Here is a 17,926-nt window from a genome sequence, read left to right on the forward strand (position 1 = left end):
TCCGAGCATTCTGCTGGGGATAGCGCGGTTAGTCGAGTTTGCTCGGCGGTGGTTCCTGCACGCCGCCGTCGTTGGCGGGCTTGGACGGGGTGTCGACTTCCACCAGTTTGTACTCCTGGCCGTGGAGGTTCTTGAGGTAGACCTCCATCTGGCGGAACGAGATGTTGATGTGCTCTTTCTTGAACTCGCGATTGATAAAGCGGTTCACTTCGTCGATCACCGGGTTGCGGTCGCCCAGGTCGCGCACGTGCATGCGCAGTTCGTGGTCCAGGGTACTTTCGCCAAAGTTGAGGAAGTACACGTGCGGCTCCGGCTCCTTGAGCACCCGTGGGTTGTCGCGGGCGGCCTTGAGCAGCAATTCCTTCACGCGATCCAGGTCGGAGCCGTAGTCCACGCCCAGTTTCAACGTGACACGGGTGATGGTGTCGGTCAGCGACCAGTTGATCAGTTGGCCGGTGATGAAGGTCTTGTTCGGGACAATGATGTCCTTGCGGTCAAAGTCGGTGATCGTGGTGGCGCGGATGCGGATCTTGCTCACCGTGCCCGACAGGTTGCCGATGGTGATGGTGTCGCCGATGCGCACCGGGCGTTCGAACAGGATCATGATGCCGGAGATGAAGTTGGCGAAGATCTCCTGCATACCAAAGCCCAAGCCCACCGACAGCGCCGCCACCAGCCATTGCAACTTGTCCCAGCTCACGCCGAGGGTCGACAGGGTGGAGACGAAACCGACGCCGGCAATTACATAGGACAGCAGCGTGGTGGTCGCGTAGGCGCTGCCCTGGGCCAGGTCCAGTTTGGACAGCACCAGCACTTCGAGCAAACCGGGCAGGTTGCGCGCCAGGGCGAAGGTGATGCCGATGATGATCAGCGCACCGAGCAAGTCGCCGATGCTGATGGGCACCATGCTGATATTGGCACCGGTGCCGCTGGTGTATTCGTACAGCGTGACGTTATCCAGGTAGGAAAATACCGAGATCAGGTCCGACCACACCCAATACAGCGCGGCGATAAAGCCGCCGAGCAAGGCCAGGCGTATCAGGCGCATGGACTGCTCGTTGACCTGCTCGATGTCCAGGGTCGGTTCTTCGATCACCGCCTCGCCGTCGCCGGCTTCCTTGGCGGCCTGGCGTTTGGCCAGGGCTCGCGCATAGGCCAGGCGCCGAGCGGCAACGCCCAGGCCACGGACGAAGGTGGCTTCGATCACCAGCCAGAACATCAGCAGGTACAGGGTGTTGATCAGCCGGTCGCTGAGCTTGAGCGCGGTGTAGTAGTAGCCGAAGCACACAGCGATGAACAATGCGATGGGCAACGCAGTGAATAGCAGGCCCACGGCTTTGCGGAACAGCGAGGCTTTTTCATGGGTCGGGCTGTGCAACAGCAGGCGGCCCAGCAGCCAGGCCATCAGCGCGTAGCAGGTCAGCACCACGCCGATGCCCAGCACATCGTCAGCCAGCGCCGCCGGTTGGTGCTCGGCAATCGCCACCACGGCCACCAGTGCCAGTACCACCAGCCCGAGTTTGCGCACCCAGCCTTGCAGGAATTCGACCTGGGGTTTTTCCCAGCGGAAGTGCAGTTCAGCCACGCCACCCGGCGCCAGGATGCGATAGGCGGTGTAGAACACCAGCCAGGCCTGGGCGATCTGCAGCAGGGCCGAACCGAGGTTGGCGTTTTGCCCGCGGGCGTCGATTTGTAGCGCATACCCGCACAGCGCGAGGCCGAGGGACACCGGCATCGCCAGCAGGATGTTGATCAGGATGGCCTGGGGCGTATGCCACTGGCTGTCGCGCTTGAAGTGGCCGATGTCCAGGTGCACCTTGCTCAAGCGTTGATACAGATTTTTACGCCGCCACAGCAGCGCGCCGATCAACAGCAGCAACGGCAGGAACAGCAACGGGCGCTGGGTCAGGCCGTCATACAGCTCGCTGACGCTGGAGGCCCAGGGCAGGGTGGCGACTTGCTTGCTCAGGTGTGCGGGAACGGTTTCCAGCCACTCGGTATCCAGCGGCTTGTTGCTGGGAATCCAGAACATCTGCTCATCCAGCGTCGCCCGCAGGGTGGTGGCGGTGCTGAGCAGTTGTTTCTGGTTCAGTTGCAGGGTGATGGATTCGTTGAGCAGCGCGCTCAGCTCACGGCTCAGGCGCTCCAGCAGGTCGCTGCGGGTGATCGCCAGTTCCAGCAGGGTGCGGCGCAGTTGCGGGGTGACGTCTTCCGGCGCCTGGTTGACCAGCAGGTTATCCACATAGGCGCTGGGCGAGCTGATCAGCTCGCGCTGCTGGTTGACCTCGAACTGGTACAGGCGAATGTTGGCGATGTCGTCCGCCAGGTCGCGGTCCACGGTGAGACGCGGCAGGGCCTGCTTTTGCTTGTAGAGGATCTTGGACAGCAGCAGGCTGCCCTTGAGCACGTTGATCTGTTCGTCCAGGGCCGAGTCGCTCTGGGTCACGGTGTCCAGTTGCTGCTTGGTCTGCAGGTTCTTCTGGGTCAGGTCGTTGAGGCGGTCGGTACTTTTGAGCAGGTAGTCGGACAGCTTCAGGTTGGCCGCGCTTTCCGTGGCCAGCAGGCTGCTGCCACCGGCTTTTTGCGCTTCGATGGACTGCTGGGTCACGGTCTGCTGGGACTGGGCCAGGCGCTTCTGGTTGATCAGGGTCTGCAGGTCCTGGATCTCTTGTTCCAGGCGTGCGGTCTTTTCCATCACCAGGTCATGCTGGCTGTTGCCCAGGTCTTGCAGCTGGCTGTTGCCGGCCAGTTCCTGGCGGCGCAGGGGGATCAGCGCGTTGAGCGCCGCGAGTTCGGCGTTGAGCTGGTTACGCTGGTCGGCGCTGAGGGTCTTGCCGTTGTCTTTGCCGGCCTTGAGCGTCGAATTGATCTGCAGGATGCGCGTCTGGCTGTTGCTGATTTCGGTCTGGGCGCGCTCAGGACGGGTCTGGGCGGCGATGGACAGGCTGTTGGCATCGGCCAGTTCTTTTTGCAGGTCGCCTTGCTGGGTGCTGCGCTGCACCAGCAACTGTTCAAGCTGTGGCACCGGCAGGCTGGCGTAGCGCTGGGCGACCGGGATGACTTTGGTGGCCTTGAGCCGCGCCAGTTCGCGCTGGTTGTCGGCGGTCTCGCGCGGGGCGTCTTCCAGTTGGCGCTTGAGGTCGACCAGGCGCTGCTCGTAATCCTGTTTGTTGCCCAGATACGTGAGGGTCTGCTGCAGGATGGTCTGCAACGCCTTCATGTCGGCGTCGGGCAGCTTGCGGTCGGGCAGCTTGTCCAGGGTTTGCTGAATAGACTCGGCGCTGGGCGGGTCGGCGGCGTGGACGACGCCGACACACAGGGTCAGGCTCAGCAGGGCAGTGGCGAGAAGAGTGCGCAAGGTTGGCATAGAGACCGGTCGTGCAAGGTGAAGAATCGGGGGCGTCGTCGCCCCGCAGTTTAGAGGAAGAGTCCGGGGCCCGGGCGACTTCCTTCGGGGAATCTGACGCCCACTTTGCCGATCTTGTTCCCGTCCATGACCGCGACGGTCCAGATGGTGTTGTTCCACTCCACCTGGTCGCCGACGATGGGCGCGCCCCCGACTTTTTGGGTGATGAAGCTGCTCAGCGGCATGTCCGGGTCGATGCCCTCCAGCTTCAGGCCGTACAAGGCCGAAACCGCGCCCAGCTGGGCATCGCCTTCCAGCACGAAGTCGCCGAAGAAGCGCAAATCCAGCCCGCGTTGCGGTGCCTGGCTGAACAGTTTGCCCAGGGCCGGCAGGTTGTGTTCGTGGCCGATCACGCAGAGTAAATCGCCGACTTCCAGCACAGTACTACCCGACGGATGGAGCAGTTGCTGGCCACGGAACAGCGCGGCAATCCGCGTGCCTTCGGGCATTTTCAGCTCGCGCAGGGCGGCGCCGATGCACCATTTTTCCGCGCCCAGGCGGTAGACGAACAGCTCCCACTCGCTGGTGACGTGCACTTCCAGGGCTGCACGTGAAATCGGCGCCGGGTCCGGCGGGACGGTGACCTTGAGCAGCTTGGCCACCCACGGCAGGCTCGTGCCCTGCACCAGCAGCGACACCAGTACGATAAAGAACGCCAGGTTGAAATACAGCTGCGCATGGGGCAGCCCGGCCATCAGCGGGAACACCGCCAGAATGATCGGTACCGCACCGCGCAAACCCACCCAGGCGATAAAGGCTTTTTCGCGACCATGGAACGCCTTGAAGGGCAGCAGGCCGACCATCACCGACAGCGGCCGCGCAAACAGGATCATCCACAGCGCCAGGCCCAGGGCCGGCAGGGCAATCGGCAACAAGTCATGGGGCGTGACCAGCAGGCCCAGCACCAGGAACATGCCGATCTGCGCCAGCCAGGCCATGCCGTCGAGCATATGCAAAATGCCATGACGGCTGCGTACCGGGCGGTTGCCGATCACCAGGCCGCACAGGTACACGGCGAGGAAGCCACTGCCGTGCAGGGCGTTGGTCACGGCGAACACGAACAGGCCGCCGGCGATCACCAGGATCGGGTACAGGCCGGTGGCCAGGTTGATGCGGTTGACCATTTGTAACATCAGCCAGCCGCCGCCCAGGCCGACGATGCCGCCGATGCCGAATTCGCGCACCAGGTGGGTCAGCAGGCTCCAGTGCAGGCCGGTCTGGCCGCTGGCGAGCATGTCGATCAGGGTGACCGTGAGGAACACCGCCATCGGGTCGTTGCTGCCGGATTCGATTTCCAGGCTGGCGGTCACCCGTTCGTTCAGGCCCTTGCCGCCCAGCAGGGAGAACACCGCTGCGGCGTCCGTTGAGCCGACAATCGCGCCTATCAGCAAGCCCTGGATGATATTGAGGTCAAACAGCCAGGCCGCGGCCATGCCGGTGAGGCCGGTGGTAATCAACACCCCCACCGTGGCCAGCGACAACGCCGGCCAGAGTGCCACGCGGAAACTCGCCACCCGCGTGCGTAAACCGCCATCGAGCAGGATCACGGCCAGGGCGAGGTTGCCCACCAGGTAGGCGGTGGGGTAGTTGTCGAAGATGATGCCGCCGCCGTCGACGCCGGCGACCATGCCCACGGCCAGGATGATCACCAGGATCGGGATGCCCAGGCGGGACGAAAGAGAACTCACCAGAATGCTCGCACTTACCAGCAACGCGCCGATCAGGAACAGGCTGTTGATGGTCGTCGCATTCAAAGGCAGTACTCCGTGGGCAAACAAGACAGGGCGCAAACTGACCATGCAGTCTGCGTGCCAGCGATTCTAACCTGTTGAATTGCTGCGCTGTCAAAAAGCTTTTAAAGACAGGCGTAGATCTAAATGTGGGAGGGGGCTTGCCCCCGATGGCGGCCTGTCAGCCAACTTATCTGTAGCTGAACCATCGCAATCGGGGGTAAGCCCCCTCCCACAATTTTGACCCAGTTGCGTCAGTTAGAGGCGGAAGCGGCCGACCATGCCGTTCAAGTCCACCGCCAGTCGCGACAGCTCGCTGCTCGCCGCACTGGTCTGGCTGGCGCCGGTGGCCGACTGCACAGACAAGTCGCGGATGTTCACCAGGTTGCGGTCCACTTCCCGCGCCACCTGCGCCTGTTCTTCCGCCGCGCTGGCGATCACCAGGTTGCGCTCGTTGATCTCGACGATTGCGGTGTTGATGGTGTCCAGCGACATCCCCGCACCTTTGGCGATGTTCAGCGTCGATTCGGCACGTTCGGTGCTGTTGCGCATCGAATCCACCGCGTGCTCGGTGCCAGCCTGGATACTGCCGATCATCCGCTCGATTTCGCTGGTCGACTGCTGGGTGCGATGGGCCAACGCCCGCACTTCATCGGCCACTACAGCAAAACCGCGACCGGCCTCACCGGCGCGCGCCGCTTCAATCGCCGCGTTCAGCGCCAGCAGGTTGGTCTGGTCAGCCAGGCCACGGATCACGTCGAGCACCTTGCCGATGTCGCGGGACTCATTGGCCAGGTCGCCAATCAGGGTCGCGGTGGCTTGCACGTCACCGCTCATGCGTTCGATGGCGCTGACGGTTTCCTGTACCAGGTCACGGCCATCACCGGCGGAAGTGGTGGCGTTGCGCGACGCTTCGGAGGTGCTCACCGCATTGCGGGCCACTTCTTCGACGGCGCTGGTCATCTCATTCACCGCCGTGGCGGCTTGTTCGATTTCGTTGTTTTGCTGGGTCAGGCCACGGGCGCTTTCGTCGGTGACCGCGTTCAACTCTTCGGCGGCCGAGGCCAGCTGGGTGGCGGAACCGGCGATGCGTTGCAGGGTGTCACGCAGTTTGTCCTGCATCTTGGCCATGGCCGCCAGCAGGCGCCCGGCTTCGTCGTTGCCGTCGACCTTGATCGGGCGGGTCAGGTTGCCTTCGGCCACTTCTTCCGCGGCTTCCAACGCCTGGGAAATGGGCAGGGTGATGCTGCGGGTCAGCAGCCAGGCGAACAACAGGGTCAGCAGGGTGGCGACCACCAACAGGCTTACCACCAAGTTGAAGGCCATGTTGTATTGGTCCTCGGCTTCCTTATTGGTCTCCAGGGCCATCTTGTTGTTGAGGTCCAGCAGGCGCGTGAGCACGGCGTTGACCTGCTCGGAGTTGCTCAGCAGTTCGGTGTTGAGCAGGCTGCGCAGCTCTTCCACCTGGTTGGCCCGCGACAGGCTCTTCATGCGCTCTTCAATCTGGTGGTACTGGCCGAGCAGGCGCACGTATTCGTCGTAGGTCGAGCGTTCTTCAGGGCTTTCGATGAGTTTTTCGTAGATGCCCTGTGCGGTGCGGATCTGCTGGTTGCGCAGCTCGAAGGCTTCCAGGGTCTTTTGCTGCACGTCCGGCTCGCGGTTGGTCAGCAGGCGGTACGACAGCACCCGCAGGCGCAGGGTCAGTTGGGTGAACTCATCCAGGGCACGAATGCTTGGCACGCTGGACAGGGTGATGTCTTCGGTGGCAGCGCGGATCTTGCTCATCTGATTCAGGGCGAACACACCGAGAAACAACATCAACGCACCAATAAACGCGAAGCCGAGGAAGGCCCTCGGAGCGATATTCATATTACGAAGCGACATGCGGGAATCCTGGGGGAGAAGCGCGATCCGTGCGGCCGTGAGACGGGGTGTGCCTCTCTATCGGTCGTACGACTAAAGTCTAAAGGGGCGTGTGCTGTTTTGTCGCACCTGACGAGGGGTTTGACTGATTCAGGAACCAGATCCGGTAAATGCAGTCACTAAGGCTCGAAAGTGCGGCCCGGCCCTTAAAAAACGGGCCGCGCGCCGGGGATAACCCTGGCATCCGAGGTGAATTTTCTTTATCGTCACCGCCCTTTGAAAAGCCAGAGAAATCAAAATGTTAGAAGCATCCCTCAGCCAATTGGAACAACTGGTCAGCGACCTCGTACAGCAGAATCAGGACCTGCTGGGCAGCAACGAATCCCTCAAGGCCGAACTGGCCCGCGCCAAGGATGAGAATGACAGCCTGCAACTGAACCTGATGGAACAGGAAGAGAAACATGGTGCCACTGCCGCCCGTATCCAGGCGCTGGTTGAGCGTGTGAGTGCAGGGCCTGTCAGCGCATGAGTGAAGGCATAAAGGTCGTTTCGATTCTCGGAGAGGATTACTCGATCAAGGCCCCGCCTGGGGAAGATAAAACCCTGATGCACGCCGTGACCCTGCTCAAGGCTTCCCTGGCCACCACCAAGAAAAAGTACCCGACCCTGATCGGTGACAAATTACTGGTGCTGGCGGCGCTGAACCTGTGCGCCGAGCAGATCGAAATGCAGCAGGCTCACCAGCAGGAACTCGACCGTTACCAAGAGCAAGTCAGCGCCACGGTCGATGTGATTTCCAAGGCGATCGGAACGCCTTAGAACCACTCATCCTGCATCCCGAGGCACGTATCATCGCGTGCCTCCAGAATCGCCAGTTCATGATGGCAGCCCGGTACTTCCCAGGTCAGGAAGTACCGCGCGGCCTGGAGCTTGCCTTTATAGAAGGCCACATCGGCCGCATTGCCCTTAAGCAAGCCTTCTTCGGCGCGAGTCGCCTGTTCCAGCCAGCGCCAGCCAATCACCGTATGCCCGAACACCTTCAAGTACAGCGCCGAATTCGCCAGGCTGCTGTTGACCTTGCCCTGGGCGAGGTCTGTCAGCAGGCCGATGGTCACGCTTTGCAGGCGGTTCACCAAGTGCTCCAGCGGTTCCCTTAGCGCAGTGAGGCTCGGGTATTGCTGCGCACGGCTGCCGGTTTCGGCGATCAGCCTGATGAGTTGCTTCAAACCCGCGCCGCCATTCTGTGCCAGCTTGCGTCCCAGCAAGTCCAGGGACTGAATGCCATGGGTGCCTTCATGGATCGGGTTCAGGCGGTTATCGCGGTAGTACTGCTCCACCGGATACTCACGGGTGTAGCCGTGGCCGCCGAGAATCTGGATCGCCAGTTCATTGGCCTTGAGGCAGAACTCCGACGGCCAGGATTTGACGATGGGGGTCAGCAGGTCCAGCAGTTCATGGGCTTGCTTGCGCTCGGCTTCGCTTACCAGAGTGGTGGTGTCGTCGAACAGGCGTGCGGCGTAGAGGCCCAGGTCGAAGGCACCTTCCACGTAGGCTTTTTGCGTCAGCAGCATGCGCTTGATGTCGGCGTGCTGGATGATCGAGACCGGTGCAGTTGTGGGATCCTTGCTGTCCGGCAGGCGACCTTGAGGGCGTTCGCGGGCGTACTCCAGGGAATAGAGGTAGCCGGCGTAACCGAGCATCACCGCCCCCATGCCGACGCCAATACGCGCCTCGTTCATCATCTGGAACATGCAGCTCAAGCCCTGGTGCGGTTTGCCCACCAGATAGCCGACACAGTTGCCATTATCGCCGAAATTCAGCGCTGTCGAGGTAGTGCCGCGCCAGCCCATCTTGTGGAACAGCCCGGCCAGCAGCACATCGTTGCGCTCGCCCAGGCTGCCATCGTCGTTGACCACGAACTTGGGCACGATAAACAGCGAAATGCCCTTCACCCCAGCGGGCGCGTCCGGCAGCTTGGCCAGTACCATGTGCACGATGTTTTCCGACAGCGGGTGATCGCCGCCGGAGATAAAGATCTTGTTGCCTTTGAGGCGGAAGGTGCCGTCAGCCGCAGGTTCTGCGCGGGTACGAATATCCGACAGCGATGAGCCTGCGTGGGGTTCCGTGAGGGCCATGGTGCCGAAGAAACGGCCATCGATCATCGGTTGCAAAAAGCGTTGCTTCTGATCGTCGGTGCCGAAGCTTTCGATCAGGTTGGCGGCGCCCATAGTCAGGAACGGGTAGGAGGTAGAGGCGGCGTTCGCTGACTGGAAGTGCGCGAAACAGGCTTGCGACAGCAGGGTGGGCAACTGCATGCCGCCGGCTTCGAAACTGCGTGCGGCGTTGAGGAAGCCAGCTTCGAGGAACGCATCCACCGCCGGTTTGACCTCCGGAATCAGGATGGCCTTACCGTCTTCGTAGCGCGGTTCGTTCTCGTCGTTCTTGCGGTTGTGGGGGGCGAAGTATTTTTCCGCAATGCTGCGGGCGGTGCTGATGGCCGCGTCGAAGGTTTCGCGATTGTGCTCGGCAAACCGCTCGCGCTGGGTCAGGCCCTCGGCATCGAGGACTTCGTACAGCTCGAAAGCCAGATTGCGGGAACTGAGCAGCGTCTCGGACATGGCGGATTACCTTTGGAGGAATTGGCCTGAGTCTAAGTGCGCGAATAGAGGGTGAATAGCAAGATTGATTTGGGTGATGCACAGGCAAATGTGGGAGGGGGCTTGCCCCCGATGGCGATGTGTCAGTCACCAAGTGCATTGGCTGATCCACCGCTATCGGGGGCAAGCCCCCTCCCACATTTTTTACCGCATTTCGTCAGGCAGTTAGCCGATGGTCATCAGGCTGGCGTTACCGCCAGCAGCAGCGGTATTGACACTCAACGCCCGCTCGATCACCAAACGCTCCAGCGCAATCGACGTCTCGCCCTGGGACAAACCATGCACCCCGACAATCGCGCCACCACGCTGCGCCACTTGCTGGCACACCGCACGCAACTGGTCGGAATCGCCGTGGTGCAGAACCGCGTCGAATACCACTTCGTCCTTGGTCCAGTCGGCCACGCGCTTGATCTTCGCCTGAATGTCCTTCGGCAGGCGTGGGAACAAGGCCTTGGTCAGGTCAGATTCCGGCCATACCGCCGAACCGCCCACGGCCAGCACTGCCGCCAGTTGCGTCAACAGATCACCTTCCACGTCCGCCAGGCACAGAACGTGCTCGCGGGGCAGGATGGCGTAACTGTTGCGCTCGCCGGTCGGGCCGGCCAGTTGGCGGGTGATACCGCTTTGCGATTGCGCGGCGAACTGGCCGCACAGGGCGCTCAGGTCGCTGGACTTATTGCTGTCGGCCCAGGTTTTGAGGGCCGTCAGCGGTTGGCTCATGGCGTCGCGCAAACGAACATCCGGTGCGGCCAGTGCGTCGCCGCGTACGAAGGATTGCTCAATGGCATCCGTAGGGCGTGTCGACAGCAGGCGGTACAGGTACAGCGGGCCACCAGCTTTCGGGCCAGTGCCCGATAGGCCTTCGCCGCCGAACGGTTGTACGCCAACCACGGCACCGACGATGTTGCGGTTGACGTAGACGTTACCGGCATTGACGTTGTCGATCACCTTGGCGATGGTCTCGTCGATGCGGGTGTGCACGCCCAGGGTCAGGCCATAGCCGGAAGCGTTGATCTGGCCGATGAGCTGGTCGATTTCTTTGCGCTTGTAGCGCACCACGTGCAGCACCGGACCAAAGATCTCGCGTTGCAGCTCGTCGAAGCTTTCCAGCTCGATCAGGGTAGGCATCACGAAGGTGCCGCGCTTGATCTCCTCACCATCGGCAATCGCCACCTGGTACACATTGCGGCCTTTGTCGCGCATGGCCTGGATGTGTTTCTCGATGCCGGCCTTGGCTTCGGCGTCGATCACCGGGCCGATATCCACCGACAGACGCTCCGGGTTGCCCAGGCGGCATTCCGCCATGGCGCCCTTGAGCATTTCGATCACACGGTCTGCCGAATCTTCTTGCAGGCACAGTACACGCAGGGCCGAGCAACGCTGGCCGGCGCTGTCGAAGGCCGACGAAACCACGTCGATCACGACTTGTTCGGTCAGTGCCGAGGAGTCGACGATCATCGCGTTCTGGCCGCCGGTTTCGGCGATCAACGGGATCGGACGGCCCTGGGCATCCAGGCGGCCGGCGACGTTGCGTTGCAGCAGGCGCGCCACTTCGGTGGAGCCGGTGAACATCACGCCTTTGACGCGATCATCACCCACCAGGCGGGCACCCACGGTTTCACCCTGGCCTGGCAGCAGTTGCAGCACGCCTTCGGGAATGCCGGCTTCCAGCAGGATGCGCACAGCTTGTGCGGCGACCAGCGGCGTTTGCTCAGCAGGCTTGGCCAGTACCGGGTTACCGGCGGCCAAGGCAGCCGCAACCTGACCGCTGAAAATCGCCAGCGGGAAGTTCCACGGGCTGATGCAGACCACAGGGCCCAGTGGGCGGTGGGCGTCGTTGGTGAAGTCGTTGCGTGCCTGCACCGCGTAGTAGCGCAGGAAGTCCACGGCTTCACGCACTTCGGCGATGGCGTTGGCGAAGGTCTTGCCGGCTTCGCGGGCCAGCAGGCCCATCAGTGGCTGGATCTCGCCTTCCATCAGGTCGGCGGCGCGCTCCAGGATCGCGGCGCGCTCGGCGGGCGGGGTGGCCTGCCAGATCGGACCGGCACTGATGGCGCACTGGATCGCGTTGTCGACGTCTTCGACAGTGGCTTCTTGCACATGACCGACTACATCGCGCAGGTCGGACGGGTTGAGCACCGGCGCCGCGGCTTGCTCGCTGGAGGTGCAACCGAGCATCGGTGCGGCTTTCCAGTTGTTGTGAGCGGTGGCCAGCAGCGCGCAGGACAGTGATGCCAGGCGATGTTCGTTGGCCAGGTCGATACCGGCCGAGTTGGCGCGGTCGCTGCCGTACAGGTCACGCGGCAATGGAATACGCGGGTGCGGCAAGCCGAAGCCGCCCTCCAGCGTGGCCATTTGCTCGATGCTGGCCACTGGATCGGCCACCAGCTCCTGGATCGAGATGGATTGGTCGGCGATGCGGTTGACGAACGAGGTGTTCGCACCGTTTTCCAGCAGGCGACGAACCAGGTAGGCCAGCAGCGTTTCATGGGTGCCGACCGGTGCATACACACGGCACGGGCGGTTCAGCTTGCCATCGGCAACCTTGCCCACCACTTGCTCGTACAGCGGTTCACCCATGCCGTGCAGGCACTGGAACTCGTACTGGCCGGGGTAATAGTTCTGACCGGCGATATGGTAGATGGCCGACAGTGTGTGGGCGTTGTGCGTGGCGAACTGCGGGTAGATGACTTCCGGCACCGACAGCAGTTTGCGTGCGCAGGCAATGTAGGAAACGTCGGTGTACACCTTGCGGGTGTACACCGGGTAGCCTTCCAGGCCTTCGACCTGGGCGCGCTTGATTTCGCTGTCCCAGTACGCGCCTTTTACCAGGCGGATCATCAGGCGGTGGCGGCTGCGGCGCGCCAGGTCGATGACGTAGTCGATCACATACGGGCAACGCTTCTGGTAGGCCTGGATCACGAAACCGATGCCGTTCCAGCCGGTCAGTTGTGGCTCGAAGCACAGGCGTTCGAGCAGGTCCAGGGACAGCTCCAGGCGGTCGGCTTCTTCGGCATCGATGTTCAAGCCGATGTCGTATTGCTTGGCCAGCAGGGTCAGGGACAGCAGGCGCGGGTACAGCTCGTCCATCACGCGCTCATATTGCGCACGGCTGTAGCGCGGGTGCAGCGCCGACAGCTTGATGGAAATGCCCGGGCCTTCATAAATCCCACGGCCGTGGGAGGCTTTGCCGATGGAGTGGATGGCTTGTTCGTACGAGGCCAGGTACTTCTGAGCATCGTGTTCGGTGAGTGCGGCTTCACCGAGCATGTCGTAGGAATAGCGGAAGCCCTTGGCTTCGAACTTGCTCGCATTGGCCAGGGCTTCGGCGATGGTTTCGCCGGTGACGAACTGCTCGCCCATCAGGCGCATGGCCATGTCGACGCCCTTGCGGATCATCGGCTCGCCGCTCTTGCCGATGATGCGGCTTAGGGACGAGGTCAGGCCCGCTTCATTGTGGGTGGCGACCAGTTTACCGGTCAGCAGCAGGCCCCAGGTCGCAGCATTGACGAACAGCGACGGGCTGTTGCCCAAGTGCGGCTGCCAGTTGCCGGTGCTGATCTTGTCGCGGATCAGTGCGTCGCGGGTGCCTTTGTCCGGGATGCGCAGCAGCGCTTCGGCCAGGCACATCAGCGCCACGCCTTCCTGGGACGACAGGGAAAACTCTTGCAGCAGGCCCTGAACAATTCCGGCACGGCCGCCGGCACTCTTCTGGTTACGCAGTTTTTCGGCAATCGAGGCGGCCAGCTTGTTGGTGGCTTCGGCCATTGGCGCCGGCAGGCGGGCCTGCTCGATCAGCATCGGCACCACTTCAGGTTCCGGGCGACGGTAAGCAGCGGTGATCGACGCGCGCAGCACGGATTGCGGCAAGATGCTTTCGGCGAACTCCAGGAAGCACTGGTGGGCGTGGTCGGTCTGCACCTCGCCTGCATCGTCGGCGTCCTTGCTGCTCAAACCATTGAGTTCGGTCAGGGTTGCACCACCCTCCAGTTTCTCCAGGTAATTGAAAATCGCCTGCTTGATCAGCCAGTGCGGCGTGCGATCAATGGAGGTCGCGGCGGTCTTGAGGCGCTCGCGGGTCGGGTCGTCAAGTTTGACCCCAAGGGTGGTCGTAGCCATTTTCTTATCCTCATGGGTGCCACTACCGAGTGGCATCAGCTGGTGGCAAGATTAGCTTTGCGCATGCAGAGGTGCAACCGGGTGCAACCCATTTTCTTCATGATTTTTTCGATCGTGTTCGGGAAAAAATCCGGCCTTCGACGGAATCCGCTTCGACTTGGTGCGTTTGCTTCTGAGATCGGCTGTTCTTGCTCCGAAAAGGAGCAAAAACGGGGTGTTTTGCGCATTTAGCATCAAGGTGCAACTTATTCTCAAGAAACTGGTTGCACCTTATTTGCTTTGTTGAATAGCATTCGCGCCCAAGGTGCAACCACCTCTGAGGTTTGGTTCATCGGCTGGCGGCTTTCCTGGGGAAACGTCAGTCATAAATGCGCGGCACGCAGCTACGTCTACCTACTTCCAGTGGGTGGTCGTCTGACAGACCGCCGCTACATAAAAACAAAGCCAGGGCGTCACTCTTATGAGCGTTAGTAATCCAACCCTGATCACGTTTGTGATCTACATCGCAGCAATGGTGCTGATCGGCTTCATGGCCTATCGCTCCACCAACAACCTTTCCGATTACATCCTGGGCGGTCGCAGCCTCGGTAGCGTAGTGACTGCCTTGTCGGCCGGCGCTTCCGACATGAGCGGCTGGTTGCTGATGGGCCTGCCGGGCGCGATCTACATGTCCGGCCTGTCGGAAAGCTGGATCGCCATCGGCCTGATCGTCGGTGCCTACCTCAACTGGCTGTTCGTCGCCGGTCGCCTGCGGGTCCAGACCGAGCACAACGGTGATGCCCTGACCCTGCCGGATTACTTCTCCAGCCGTTTCGAAGATAAAAGCGGGCTGCTGCGGATCATCTCCGCCGTGGTGATCCTGGTGTTCTTCACCATTTACTGCGCTTCCGGCATCGTCGCCGGCGCCCGTCTGTTCGAAAGCACCTTCGGCATGTCCTACGAGACCGCCCTGTGGGCCGGTGCCGCAGCGACCATTGCCTACACCTTCGTCGGTGGTTTCCTGGCCGTGAGCTGGACCGATACCGTACAAGCCACCCTGATGATCTTCGCGCTGATCCTCACGCCGATCATCGTGCTGCTGGCTACCGGTGGCGTCGACACCACCTTCCTGGCGATCGAAGCGAAGAACCCTGACAACTTCAACATGCTGAAGAACACCAGCTTCATCGGCATCATCTCGCTGATGGGCTGGGGCCTGGGTTACTTCGGCCAGCCGCATATCCTGGCGCGCTTCATGGCGGCGGACTCGGTGAAGTCGATCGCCAAGGCGCGTCGTATCTCCATGACCTGGATGATCCTGTGCCTGGGCGGCACCGTGGCAGTGGGTTTCTTCGGTATCGCCTACTTCTCGGCACACCCGGAAGTGGCTGGTCCCGTGACCGAAAACCACGAGCGTGTATTCATCGAGCTGGCCAAGCTGCTGTTCAACCCATGGATTGCCGGTGTGCTGCTGTCGGCCATTCTGGCTGCCGTGATGAGCACCCTGAGCTGCCAGTTGCTGGTGTGCTCCAGCGCCCTGACCGAAGACTTCTACAAAACCTTCCTGCGCAAGACCGCCTCCCAGGTTGAGCTGGTGTGGGTCGGTCGTGCCATGGTGCTGCTGGTGGCCCTGGTCGCTATCGGCCTGGCCGCCAACCCGAACAACCGCGTATTGGGCCTGGTGAGCTACGCCTGGGCTGGTTTCGGCGCTGCGTTCGGTCCTGTGGTGCTGATCTCGGTGATCTGGAAAGGCATGACCCGTAACGGCGCACTGGCCGGTATCCTGGTCGGCGCGATCACCGTGATCGTGTGGAAACACTTTGAGCTGCTGGGCCTGTACGAAATCATCCCAGGCTTCATCTTCGCCAGCCTGGCGATCTACTTCGTGAGCAAGTTGGGCGCACCGACTGCCGGTATGGTCGAGCGCTTTGATGCGGCGGAAAAAGACTACAACCTCAACAAGTAATTCTTCGGGTGCTTAAGCGCCTGATGAGTTGAAAGAAAGGCCCGCTTCCTACGGATAGCGGGCTTTTTTTTGCGTGTGCTTTACGCCGATCCAGAAAGGATTCGTACGCGTTTTTGTAGGGTTTTACTGATTTGTCTGGCGCGTGTTCGGTAGAGGGCAGTCGTGATGCAGAATCGGCCACCTTACCCCTCGCAGAGAAACACCGGATGTTCGCTCCTGCCAATCAAAGTGCCTTTACCCTGTCCCTCGATGGGGAGCCCAGTGAATTCAAGGTCCATGGATTCATGGGGGATGAGTTCATCAGCCTGCCTTTTCGCTTTGACCTGGAACTGGTCAGCGAGCAACCCGACGTGGACCTTGAGAGCCTGCTGCACCGCCAGGCGTTCCTGGGGTTTGATGCTAACGGCCATGGCATACATGGCCAGGTGTATCGGGTGGCCCAAGGCGATTCGGGCAGGCGCCTTACGCGCTATCAGATCACCCTGGTGCCGCAGTTGGCTTATTTGGAGCACAGCACTCATCAGCGGATCTTCCAGAAAAAAACAGTGCCCCAGATCATTGCCCAGGTATTGGAAGCCCAGGCCATCAAGGCTGATGCCTTTGCGTTTCATCTGAGCGGCAAGTACCCCGAGTGTGAGTATTGTGTTCAGTTCGGCGAAACCGATCTGGAATTCATTCAGCGCTTGTGTGCCGAATGGGGCATTCACTATCACTTCCAGCACAGCTCCGAGCGCCACCTGTTGGTGTTTGGCGACAATCAAAGCGTGTTTGCGCGGCCGGATCACACCACGCCGTATTCACCCGGCTCCGGGATGGTTGCCGATGGGCCTGCGATCAAGCGCTTTATGCTGCGGCTGAAGACCCGCACCAGTGATGTGAACCTGCGGGACTACGACTTCAAAAAGCCCAACCTGACGTTGGAAAGCGCAGTCTCCAGTCAGCAGCAACCCACTCTGAACGACCAGCGTTACCCAGGGCACTTCGTGGATCGTGAGCGTGGCAAGTACCTGGCGCAACGCGTGTTGGAGCGTCATCGCAGCGATTACCGCCAGGCCAGCGGCCATAGCGACCAGCCGGCGTTGGTCACCGGACAGTTCCTGAAGATGGCTGGGCACCCTCGTCAGGAGTGGAATGACTTGTGGCTGGTCACCCAATTGCACCATGTAGGGCGCCAGCCTCAGGTGCTTGAGGAATCTATGCCTGAAGGGTATGGCGATGAATCCTCTCAAGGCTACAGCAATGAATTTGTCGTAACGCCTTGGGACGTGCTGTTTCGAACACCACTCATGACGTCGCGGCCGCCCATGTCGGGTTACCAGAACGCAGTGGTGACGGGCCCCGCCGACAGTGAAATCCATTGCGACGAATACGGCCGGGTCAAGGTGCAATTCGCCTGGGACCGCGCCGGTGAGCGCAACGATCAGTCCAGTTGCTGGCTGAGGGTTGCCAGCGGTTGGGCCCATGATCGTTATGGTTCGGTACTGATCCCGCGGGTCGGCATGGAAGTCCTGGTGGGCTTCGTCAATGGCGACCCGGATATGCCGCTGGTGATGGGTTGCCTGCCCAATGCGGCAACACAGGTGCCCCTCGATTTGCCAGCAGACAAAACCCGCAGCATCTTGCGCAGCCAGAGCAGCCCCGGTGGTGGTGGCTATAACGAGCTGCGCATCGAGGATCGCAAGGGCGCCGAGGAAATCTACCTGCGCGCCCAGCGGGATTGGACGCAACATGTGCTGCATGACCAGCGGGTGACGGTGGACGGCGAATCACACCATGAAGTGCAGGGCGAAGAGCAGCGGATAAACCATGGCAGCCGCCTGACCGAGCTCAAGCAGGACGACCATCTGGTGGTGGGTGGTTCGCAACAGGTGCGGGCCGGGCAGACCATCCAGATAAGCGCGGGACAAAGCGTCGTCATTGATGCGGGCGCGACCGTCACGATTCAGGCGGGTGGGCAGTCGATCACCCTGTCTGCCGGCGGCATTTTCAGCAGCGTACCCATCCAGCCTGGCGGTGCGCCCGCTGCTGTAGTCGCGCCGTTGATGCCGGGAGTGAAGGCAAAACTGTTGGCAGTGATCCCCGCTCCGCTGTCTCGCGTGCAGGTTGCCAGCCTGAAACGCAGCGCACCGTTTTGCGAAGAGTGCGAGCGTTGCAGGAGCGGCCAGTGCGAACTCAACTGACTTCCATCCAGAAGGACTCTACGTCG

9 protein-coding genes and 1 pseudogene are annotated in these 17,926 nt (G+C 61.4%); 4 read left to right on the plus strand and 6 right to left on the minus strand.

Features of this window, described 5'->3' with window-relative positions; all coding sequences use genetic code 11:
- Positions 1-28 precede the first annotated feature (28 nt).
- From mscK to ACZ445_RS02210, 4 genes and pseudogenes are all read right to left on the minus strand, one after another.
- Positions 29-3,367: a mechanosensitive channel MscK gene (mscK, locus tag ACZ445_RS02195; protein ID WP_310863237.1), complete on the minus strand. Its 3,339-nt coding sequence runs from the start codon at positions 3,365-3,367 to the stop codon at positions 29-31.
- A 50-nt stretch (positions 3,368-3,417) separates the two neighbouring features.
- The gene (locus tag ACZ445_RS02200; protein ID WP_058423526.1) at positions 3,418-5,160 is read right to left on the minus strand and encodes a potassium/proton antiporter; all 1,743 of its coding nucleotides are present in this window, start codon (positions 5,158-5,160) and stop codon (positions 3,418-3,420) included.
- Between the two features lie 234 nt (positions 5,161-5,394).
- Complete coding sequence (locus ACZ445_RS02205; RefSeq protein WP_370694346.1) at positions 5,395-6,267, minus strand: methyl-accepting chemotaxis protein; 873 nt, start codon at positions 6,265-6,267, stop codon at positions 5,395-5,397.
- 30 nt (positions 6,268-6,297) lie between these two features.
- Positions 6,298-7,020: pseudogene (locus tag ACZ445_RS02210) on the minus strand (MCP four helix bundle domain-containing protein); the annotation flags it as partial.
- Between the two features lie 277 nt (positions 7,021-7,297).
- Here ACZ445_RS02210 and ACZ445_RS02215 point away from each other — a divergent pair.
- Positions 7,298-7,528 carry a hypothetical protein gene (locus tag ACZ445_RS02215; RefSeq protein WP_012721849.1) on the plus strand — a complete coding sequence of 77 codons (231 nt, stop codon included), beginning with the start codon at positions 7,298-7,300 and terminating at the stop codon, positions 7,526-7,528.
- Positions 7,525-7,818 carry a cell division protein ZapA gene (locus ACZ445_RS02220; RefSeq protein ID WP_071492333.1) on the plus strand — a complete coding sequence of 98 codons (294 nt, stop codon included), beginning with the start codon at positions 7,525-7,527 and terminating at the stop codon, positions 7,816-7,818. The genes ACZ445_RS02215 and ACZ445_RS02220 overlap by 4 nt, the downstream gene beginning before the upstream one ends.
- On the opposite strand, the gene ACZ445_RS02225 is transcribed toward ACZ445_RS02220, so the two are convergent.
- Both ACZ445_RS02225 and putA read right to left on the minus strand, forming a co-directional pair.
- Positions 7,815-9,617: an acyl-CoA dehydrogenase gene (locus ACZ445_RS02225; RefSeq protein ID WP_464707958.1), complete on the minus strand. Its 1,803-nt coding sequence runs from the start codon at positions 9,615-9,617 to the stop codon at positions 7,815-7,817. The genes ACZ445_RS02220 and ACZ445_RS02225 overlap by 4 nt on opposite strands.
- Positions 9,618-9,821: 204 nt before the next feature.
- Positions 9,822-13,775 carry a trifunctional transcriptional regulator/proline dehydrogenase/L-glutamate gamma-semialdehyde dehydrogenase gene (gene putA, locus ACZ445_RS02230; RefSeq protein WP_058423521.1) on the minus strand — a complete coding sequence of 1,318 codons (3,954 nt, stop codon included), beginning with the start codon at positions 13,773-13,775 and terminating at the stop codon, positions 9,822-9,824.
- A gap of 460 nt (positions 13,776-14,235) precedes the next feature.
- Here putA and putP point away from each other — a divergent pair, with 460 nt between their 5' ends.
- Positions 14,236-15,720, plus strand: a complete 1,485-nt coding sequence (putP, locus tag ACZ445_RS02235) for a sodium/proline symporter PutP (protein WP_058423520.1) — start codon at positions 14,236-14,238, stop codon at positions 15,718-15,720.
- Between the two features lie 206 nt (positions 15,721-15,926).
- Positions 15,927-17,900, plus strand: a complete 1,974-nt coding sequence (locus ACZ445_RS02240; protein ID WP_464707959.1) for a type VI secretion system Vgr family protein — start codon at positions 15,927-15,929, stop codon at positions 17,898-17,900.
- Positions 17,901-17,926 lie beyond the last annotated feature (26 nt).

It is taken from the genome of Pseudomonas allii, assembly GCF_055380095.1.

Bases quoted from the DNA above. Each gene is read 5' to 3' on its own strand.
- ACZ445_RS02205 (WP_370694346.1), bottom strand. From the start codon at position 6,267: ATGGCCAAGATGCAGGACAAACTGCGTGACACCCTGCAACGCATCGCC.
- ACZ445_RS02240 (WP_464707959.1), top strand. From the start codon at position 15,927: ATGTTCGCTCCTGCCAATCAAAGTGCCTTTACCCTGTCCCTCGATGGG.
- ACZ445_RS02225 (WP_464707958.1), bottom strand. From the start codon at position 9,617: ATGTCCGAGACGCTGCTCAGTTCCCGCAATCTGGCTTTCGAGCTGTAC.
- ACZ445_RS02215 (WP_012721849.1), top strand. From the start codon at position 7,298: ATGTTAGAAGCATCCCTCAGCCAATTGGAACAACTGGTCAGCGACCTC.
- ACZ445_RS02220 (WP_071492333.1), top strand. From the start codon at position 7,525: ATGAGTGAAGGCATAAAGGTCGTTTCGATTCTCGGAGAGGATTACTCG.
- putP (WP_058423520.1), top strand. From the start codon at position 14,236: ATGAGCGTTAGTAATCCAACCCTGATCACGTTTGTGATCTACATCGCA.
- mscK (WP_310863237.1), bottom strand. From the start codon at position 3,367: ATGCCAACCTTGCGCACTCTTCTCGCCACTGCCCTGCTGAGCCTGACC.
- putA (WP_058423521.1), bottom strand. From the start codon at position 13,775: ATGGCTACGACCACCCTTGGGGTCAAACTTGACGACCCGACCCGCGAG.